Below are 6518 nucleotides of genomic sequence, written 5' to 3'. Positions count from 1 at the left end.
TGCCGCCCTTGGTCTCGATACCGAGCGACAGCGGCGTCACGTCCAGCAGCAGGACGTCCTTGACCTCACCCTTGAGCACACCCGCCTGGAGGCTGGCACCGATGGCCACGACCTCGTCCGGATTCACACCCTTGTGCGGTTCGCGGCCGGTCAGCTCCTTGACCAGCTCCGCGACGGCCGGCATCCGGGTCGAGCCGCCGACCAGGATGACGTGCTCGACATCGGACAGCTGGATGCCCGCGTCCTCCACCGCCTGGTGGAAGGGGCCCCTGCAACGCTCCAGCAGATCCTCGGTCAGCTGCTGGAACCGCGTACGCGTCAGCTTCTCTTCCAGGTGCAGCGGCCCTTCGGCGGTCGCCGTGATGTACGGCAGGTTGATCGTGGTCTCGGTGGACGAGGACAGCTCGATCTTCGCCCGCTCCGCGGCCTCCCGCAGCCGCTGCACAGCCATCTTGTCCTTGGACAGGTCGATGCCGTGCTCGTCCTTGAACTTCTTGACCAGGTGGTCGACGAGACGCTGGTCCCAGTCGTCACCGCCCAGAGCGGTGTCGCCCGCGGTCGCCTTGACCTCCAGGACGCCTTCCCCGATCTCCAGCAGGGAGACGTCGAACGTACCGCCACCGAGGTCGAAGACGAGGACCGTGTGCTCCTCCTCCTTGTCGAGCCCGTAGGCGAGGGCGGCGGCGGTCGGCTCGTTGACGATCCGCAGCACGTCCAGACCGGCGATCTCACCGGCCTCCTTGGTGGCCTGACGCTCCGCGTCGTTGAAGTACGCCGGCACGGTGATGACCGCGTCCGTCACCTCCTGGCCCAGGTAGTTCCCCGCGTCCCTTTTGAGCTTCTGCAAGACACGGGCGGAGATCTCCTGAGGGGTGAAGGACTTGCCGTCGAGCGTTCCGGAGGACGGAAAGCGCCAGTCCGTCTCTCCGATGTGACGCTTGACGGAGCGAACGGTGCGCTCGATGTTGGTGACGGCCTGCCGTTTGGCGACCTCACCCGTCAGCACCTCGCCGCCCTTGCCGAACGCCACCACGGAGGGTGTCGTTCTGGCTCCCTCGGCGTTGGCGACCACGGTGGGCTCGCCGCCCTCCAGGACGCTGACGACCGAGTTCGTCGTACCGAGATCGATCCCGACAGCGCGTGCCATGACCGTCCTCCTTCGCCGGCTGCCGTGCGGGCCCCTGCCGGCCCGCATCCGCGGGGCACCGGCCGGCTACGGAAGAGTCTTGCCCTCCTCGATGGCTTCGGCCACCTCTGCGGTCCGTTCGGCCTCCTCCGCGGCGAACCGTTCGGCGTCCAGCTTCTCGGCGAGCTGCTCGTCCTGGGCCATCAGCAGGTCGAGGTTCTGGTTTCCCATCTCAAAGACGCCCATGTCGAGGTAGGCGCGTTGCAGGCGCTCGCCCCACAGCCCGATGTCGCGCACGCAGGGCACGATGCGGCTGAAGAGGAGCTTGCGGAAGAGCTGGAGGTACTCGGACTGCTCACTGAAGACGTCCGCCTCGGCGCGCGGTATACCGAAGTTCTCCAGCACCTCCGCGCCCTTGAGGCGGTCGCGCATCAGGTAGCAGCCCTCGATGACGAACTCCTCGCGCTCGCGCAGCTCGGCGTCGGTGAGCTGCTTGTAGTAGTCGCGCAGCGCCATCCTGCCGAAGGCGACGTGCCGGGCCTCGTCCTGCATGACGTAGGCGAGGATCTGTTTGGGCAGCGGCTTGTCGGTGGTGTCGCGGATCATGCCGAAGGCGGCCAGCGCCAGGCCCTCGATCAGCACCTGCATACCCAGGTACGGCATGTCCCAGCGGGAGTCGCGCAGGGTGTCGCCGAGGAGGGACTGGAGGTTGTCGTTGATCGGGTAGAGCATCCCGACCTTCTCGTGGAGGAACCGGCCGTAGATCTCCGCGTGCCGGGCCTCGTCCATGGTCTGCGTCGCGGAGTAGAACTTCGCGTCCATGTCGGGTACCGACTCCACGATCCGCGCCGCGCACACCATGGCGCCCTGCTCCCCGTGGAGGAACTGGCTGAACTGCCAGGAGGCGTAGTGCCGGCGCAGCTCGCCGCGCTCCGCCTCGTTCATCTTGTCCCAGTAGGGGGTGCCGTAAAGGGTCATCGCCTCGTCGGGGGTGCCCAGCGGATCGTACGGGTCGACCTCCAGCTCCCAGTCGATGCGGCGCTGTCCGTCCCACTGCTTGTCCTTGCCCTTCTGGTAGAGGGCGAGAAGGCGGTCCCGTCCGTCGTCGTACTCCCAGGAAAAGCGGGCAGAGCCGGAAGCGGGGACCTGCCAGAGAGGGGCGTCGGTTGCGTGCACATAGAGATCGTGTGTGGACACGGACATCTCCTTCGGTCACGGACTGCCCGGTACGCATGGGTTGTTGGCAGAGTCACACGCGTGTTACCGCGCGGTCAACAAGTGGTGCGCGGGGGATTGACGTCCTTACTGACAAGCAGTCTCATAAGAGTCGACAGTAGACGTGACCGCCGGTAACCCTCGCGAGTAGGCAGCCCTTCGCGAGCCGGTGACACCCCGACGAAGAGGTGCCCCAGCATGACGACAGCGCCTGACATCGCCGCGACGGAACGCGAGGCGCTCAGGGACGCCCTCGGACTGCTCAAAGACCGCGAGCAGGTCGCCGAGCGCCTCCTCGAGTCCTCCAGGAAGCACTCCTTCGACCCGGACACCGAACTGGACTGGGACGCACCGTTCGAGGACGACAAGTGGTTCTGGCCGCCGGAGCTCGTCTCCCTCTACGACACGCCCCTGTGGCGGCGCATGTCGGAGGGACAGCGCAAGGACCTGGCCAGGCACGAGGCCGCCTCGCTCGCCTCACTGGGCATCTGGTTCGAGGTCATACTGATGCAGTTGCTGGTGCGGCACATCTACGACAAGCCGCTCACCAGCAACCACGTGCGCTACGCCCTGACGGAGATCGCGGACGAGTGCCGGCACTCCATGATGTTCGCGCGCATGATCAAGCAGGGCGGAGCACCCGCCTACCCCGTCTCCCGGCTGCACCACAATCTGGCACGCGTCCTCAAGACGATCTCCACCACGCCGGGGTCGTTCACCGCGACGCTGCTGGGCGAGGAGATCCTGGACTGGATGCAGCGGCTGACGTTCCCGGACGAGCGCGTGCAGCAACTCGTGCGCGGCGTGACCCGTATCCACGTCATCGAAGAAGCCCGTCACGTGCGCTACGCGCGCGAGGAACTGCGCCGCCAGATGGTCACGTGCCCCCGCTGGGAAGCCGAACTGACGCGGATCAGCTCCGGCGAGGCCGCGCGCGTCTTCTCCATCTCCTTCGTCAACCCGCAGGTCTACGAGAACGTCGGACTCGACAAGCGGGAGGCGGTCGCCCAGGTGAAGGCCAGCGGCCACCGCAGGGAGGTCATGCAGACCGGCGCCAAGCGGCTGACCGACTTCCTGGACGAGATCGGTGTCCTGCGCGGCGCCGGCCGCAAGCTGTGGGTGAGCTCGGGGCTGCTGGCCAAGTGACACTTTGCGCGGTGAGGGACGCGTGAAGCTCTCGTGGAAGAGAGTGGAAGAGAACCGCGGAACCAGGGAACCTCCGAGCGTGCCGGGGCGGTTACGCTGCACTGCATGAGCAGCAGTGGCACCGCCCCGGCGTATCGCAGGCTCAGTGTGGACGAGCGGCGCAGCCAACTGCTCCACCACGCGCTCGGCCTGTTCGCGCACAAATCACCGGAGGACGTCTCCTTGGATGACGTCGCGGTCTCGGCCGGCGTCTCGCGGCCACTCGTCTACCGCTACTTCCCCGGCGGCAAACAACAGCTCTACGAGGCAGCGTTGCGCAGTGCGGCCAACCGGCTGGAACAGTGCTTCGCCGAGCCACCCGCTGGGCCACTCACCACCCGGCTCGCCCGGGCGCTCGACCGGTACCTGGCGTTCGTCGACGAGCACGACGCGGGGTTCATGGCCCTGCTCCAGGGCGGCAGCGTGGTGGAGACCTCCCGCACCAGCGCGATCGTCGACGAGGTACGCAGGGACGCGGCCGAACAGATCCTCACGCATCTCCAAGCGGAAGCGGGGCCCGGTTCGGCCCGGCTGCGGATGGCCGTCCGCACCTGGATAGCCGCCGTCGAGGCCGCCTCCCTCATCTGGCTGGACGAAGGCAAACGGCCGCCTGTGTCCGAGTTGCGCGACTGGCTGGTCGATCACTTCATCGCCGTACTGACGGCCACCGCAGCCTCCGATGAGGCAACCGCCGCCGTGACCCGGAGGGCGCTCGCCATGGAGAAGAGTGACGGACGGGTTGCCCATCTGGTGACCAGAGCGCTTCCTGTGGTCGCCGACGCGGGGCACCTGCTCGGTCCGTGACCCCTGTGACCGCCCTTGTTGTGCCGTTGCCTTCGCGCTGTCGGGTCGCTTGGGTCGCCCCTCGCGCCGTTGAGCCGCCCCTCCCACCGTTGGGTCGTCAGCTTTGTGTCCGCGGAGTCGTGTGACTGCGGTTCGTGTGCCAGTGCATGGCGTCACAGGGGTTCCCCGTCACACAGACTTAAAGAATGCTTGAGGGTCGGGCTAGGCTGGTCCCATGGCGACTCACCTGTCATGGAAGGCCAAGGAAGCCACCGTCGGAGAGTTGGCGGACCGGGCCGGCGTAGCCACCTCCGCACTGCGCTTCTACGAGCGCGAAGGGCTGATCCGCAGCCGCCGCACCACAGGTAACCAGCGGCGCTACAGTCGCGACACACTCCGCCGAGTCGCCTTCATCAGGGCATCCCAGCGGCTCGGCATCCCTCTCGCCGCCATCCGTGACGCCCTCGCACTGCTCCCGGAGGGACGCACACCGACCCGTGACGACTGGGCGGCCGTCTCCGAGTGCTGGCGCGAGGACCTCAACCAGCGGATCGCGCTCATGGAACAACTCCGCGACCACCTCACCGACTGCATCGGCTGCGGCTGCCTGTCCATGACCACCTGCGCGTTGGTCAACCCACGCGACCGTCTCGGGGACGAGGGTCCGGGAGCCCGCCAACTCGCTCAGCCGTGCGGGCCCGGCCCGACCCGGGCGGACGGCGCTTCCGCGTGTGCAGGCGATTCCGGATGTCAGCCCAGTGCTGCCGCCGGTGAGGCGGTCTGATCCGTGCGTAGTGAACAGACCGCCTTCCGCGGCGGACCGCTGGACGGCCGCACACTCGCGGTTCCCCTCGGCCCCACCGGCAGACCGCCGCGCAACTACGAGGTGCCCGTCCCCGCTCCGGACGGCGGCCCCACGACGGTCCACGTCTACCGGCTGGAACCCGCCGCCGTGAACCGGCTCGGACTGCCGCGCGGCTGGGCGTACGTCTACGAACCTGAGGGCACCCCCGAGAAAGGGCCGTGGGCGCGGCTGCCGTGGCGACGGGGGCGCACCGACTGAGGGAGGCGCAGCGGGGGCGCCGGGTGAGGAGGACGCCCGGGGTGCACTCCTGCCCGTGGAACATCGACGGGGCGTCCTGTTTCCGCCACCGGCCTGTCACTGCCGGACCTGGACAGACGGAGAACGGCGGGGTTTTCTGCTGGACGTGATCGACGGAATCGCACAGCTGCCCGAAACCGGCCCGCAGCGGCTCGGCCCCTTTCGACTGTTCGGCGTCCTGGGCAGCGGCCGGACGGGCACCGTGTACCTCGGCAGAGGCGCCGCGCGGCGCGGAGGCCGCAGGCGGATCGCGGCGGTACGCGCGGTGCGGCCCGGGCTCCTGCGTGACCGGCAGCTGCGGGCCCTGCTACGGCAGGAGACGAATCGGGTGGCCGACGCGGTGGACAGTCCGTTCGTCGCCGAAGCGCTCGGCTGCGAGCTGGACAGTGAGCAGCCGTGGCTCGCCGGCGCGTTCGCTCCGGGTCTGCCGCTGTCGGCGCTGGTGACGTCGTACGGACCGCTGCCCGAGATGTCCGTCCGCGCCCTCGGTGGCGGGCTCGCCCGCGCCCTGACGGCGCTGCACGCGGCGGGCACAGCCCATGGCGACCTCCACGCCGGCAACGTGGTGCTGACCCTCGACGGGCCCCGCGTGGTGGACCAGGGCGCGGCCCTCGGACCGCACGCCGCGTTCCCCGACGGCGCCGGCCACGGCGAAAGCGCCGTGGCCGGACCGCTGACACGGCGGGCCGAGGACGTCTTCTCACTGGCCACGGTGCTGGTCCTGGCGGCAAGCGCACGGCACCCGTTCTCCGGGAACGCGCTGCCCACCGTCCGTGAGAGCCCGGACCTGACGGGAGTACCCGACGCCCTCCGTGCACTGCTGCTCGCCTGCCTGCACAAGACCCCCGAGTCCCGCCCCCATCCGGAAGCCCTGGTCCGCGCGCTGGACCTGTCCGGTGCTGCGGGCCGCCCGGCGAGGGAGTGGCTTCCTGACGCCTACCTCCACGAGATCCACGGCCGCGCCGACGAGGCAAGGAAGCTGGTGGGCAGAGGGCCGTGGCGCCGATGAGCCCGGGGCCGCCTCAGCTCCGGCTCAGCCCCTGCTGTCACCCGTGCGAGTGAAGACGGCCGTGATTCACGTACTGGACTGGACGCGGTACCGGGGGT

The 6518-nt window shown here is 68.9% G+C and carries 7 protein-coding genes; 5 read left to right on the top strand and 2 right to left on the bottom strand.

Annotation, left to right across the window (positions count from 1 at the left end; genetic code table 11):
* Together dnaK and DQ392_RS32795 are read right to left on the bottom strand one after the other, a co-directional pair.
* Positions 1–1147 (bottom strand): molecular chaperone DnaK (dnaK, locus tag DQ392_RS32800; RefSeq protein ID WP_114019339.1); only part of this gene is annotated, 1147 nt, incomplete at its 3' end.
* 66 nt (positions 1148–1213) lie between these two features.
* Positions 1214–2323: a ferritin-like domain-containing protein gene (locus DQ392_RS32795; protein WP_425470681.1), complete on the bottom strand. Its 1110-nt coding sequence runs from the start codon at positions 2321–2323 to the stop codon at positions 1214–1216.
* A gap of 216 nt (positions 2324–2539) precedes the next feature.
* Between DQ392_RS32795 and DQ392_RS32790 the strand changes: the two genes are divergently transcribed.
* The 5 genes from DQ392_RS32790 to DQ392_RS32770 all read left to right on the top strand — a co-directional run bounded on the left by DQ392_RS32790 (position 2540) and on the right by DQ392_RS32770 (position 6420).
* Positions 2540–3487, top strand: coding sequence for an AurF N-oxygenase family protein (locus tag DQ392_RS32790; RefSeq protein ID WP_114019337.1), 948 nt, complete (start codon positions 2540–2542; stop codon positions 3485–3487).
* Positions 3488–3592: 105 nt separating this feature from the next.
* A complete protein-coding gene (locus DQ392_RS32785) occupies positions 3593–4330 on the top strand; it encodes a TetR/AcrR family transcriptional regulator (protein WP_114019336.1) in 738 nt (245 codons plus the stop codon).
* A gap of 214 nt (positions 4331–4544) precedes the next feature.
* Positions 4545–5093: a redox-sensitive transcriptional activator SoxR gene (gene soxR / locus DQ392_RS32780; protein ID WP_245982272.1), complete on the top strand. Its 549-nt coding sequence runs from the start codon at positions 4545–4547 to the stop codon at positions 5091–5093.
* A 3-nt stretch (positions 5094–5096) separates the two neighbouring features.
* A complete protein-coding gene (locus DQ392_RS32775; RefSeq protein ID WP_114019335.1) occupies positions 5097–5372 on the top strand; it encodes a hypothetical protein in 276 nt (91 codons plus the stop codon).
* A 145-nt stretch (positions 5373–5517) separates the two neighbouring features.
* Positions 5518–6420 carry a serine/threonine-protein kinase gene (locus tag DQ392_RS32770; protein WP_114019334.1) on the top strand — a complete coding sequence of 301 codons (903 nt, stop codon included), beginning with the start codon at positions 5518–5520 and terminating at the stop codon, positions 6418–6420.
* Positions 6421–6518: the final 98 nt, after the last annotated feature.

The sequence above is a fragment of the Streptomyces reniochalinae genome, from assembly GCF_003323735.1.
GTDB classification, from domain to species: Bacteria; Actinomycetota; Actinomycetes; order Streptomycetales; family Streptomycetaceae; genus Streptomyces; species Streptomyces reniochalinae.
The sequence above is the reverse complement of the archived record's forward strand: the minus strand, read 5'-3'. Positions and strand labels throughout refer to the sequence as shown.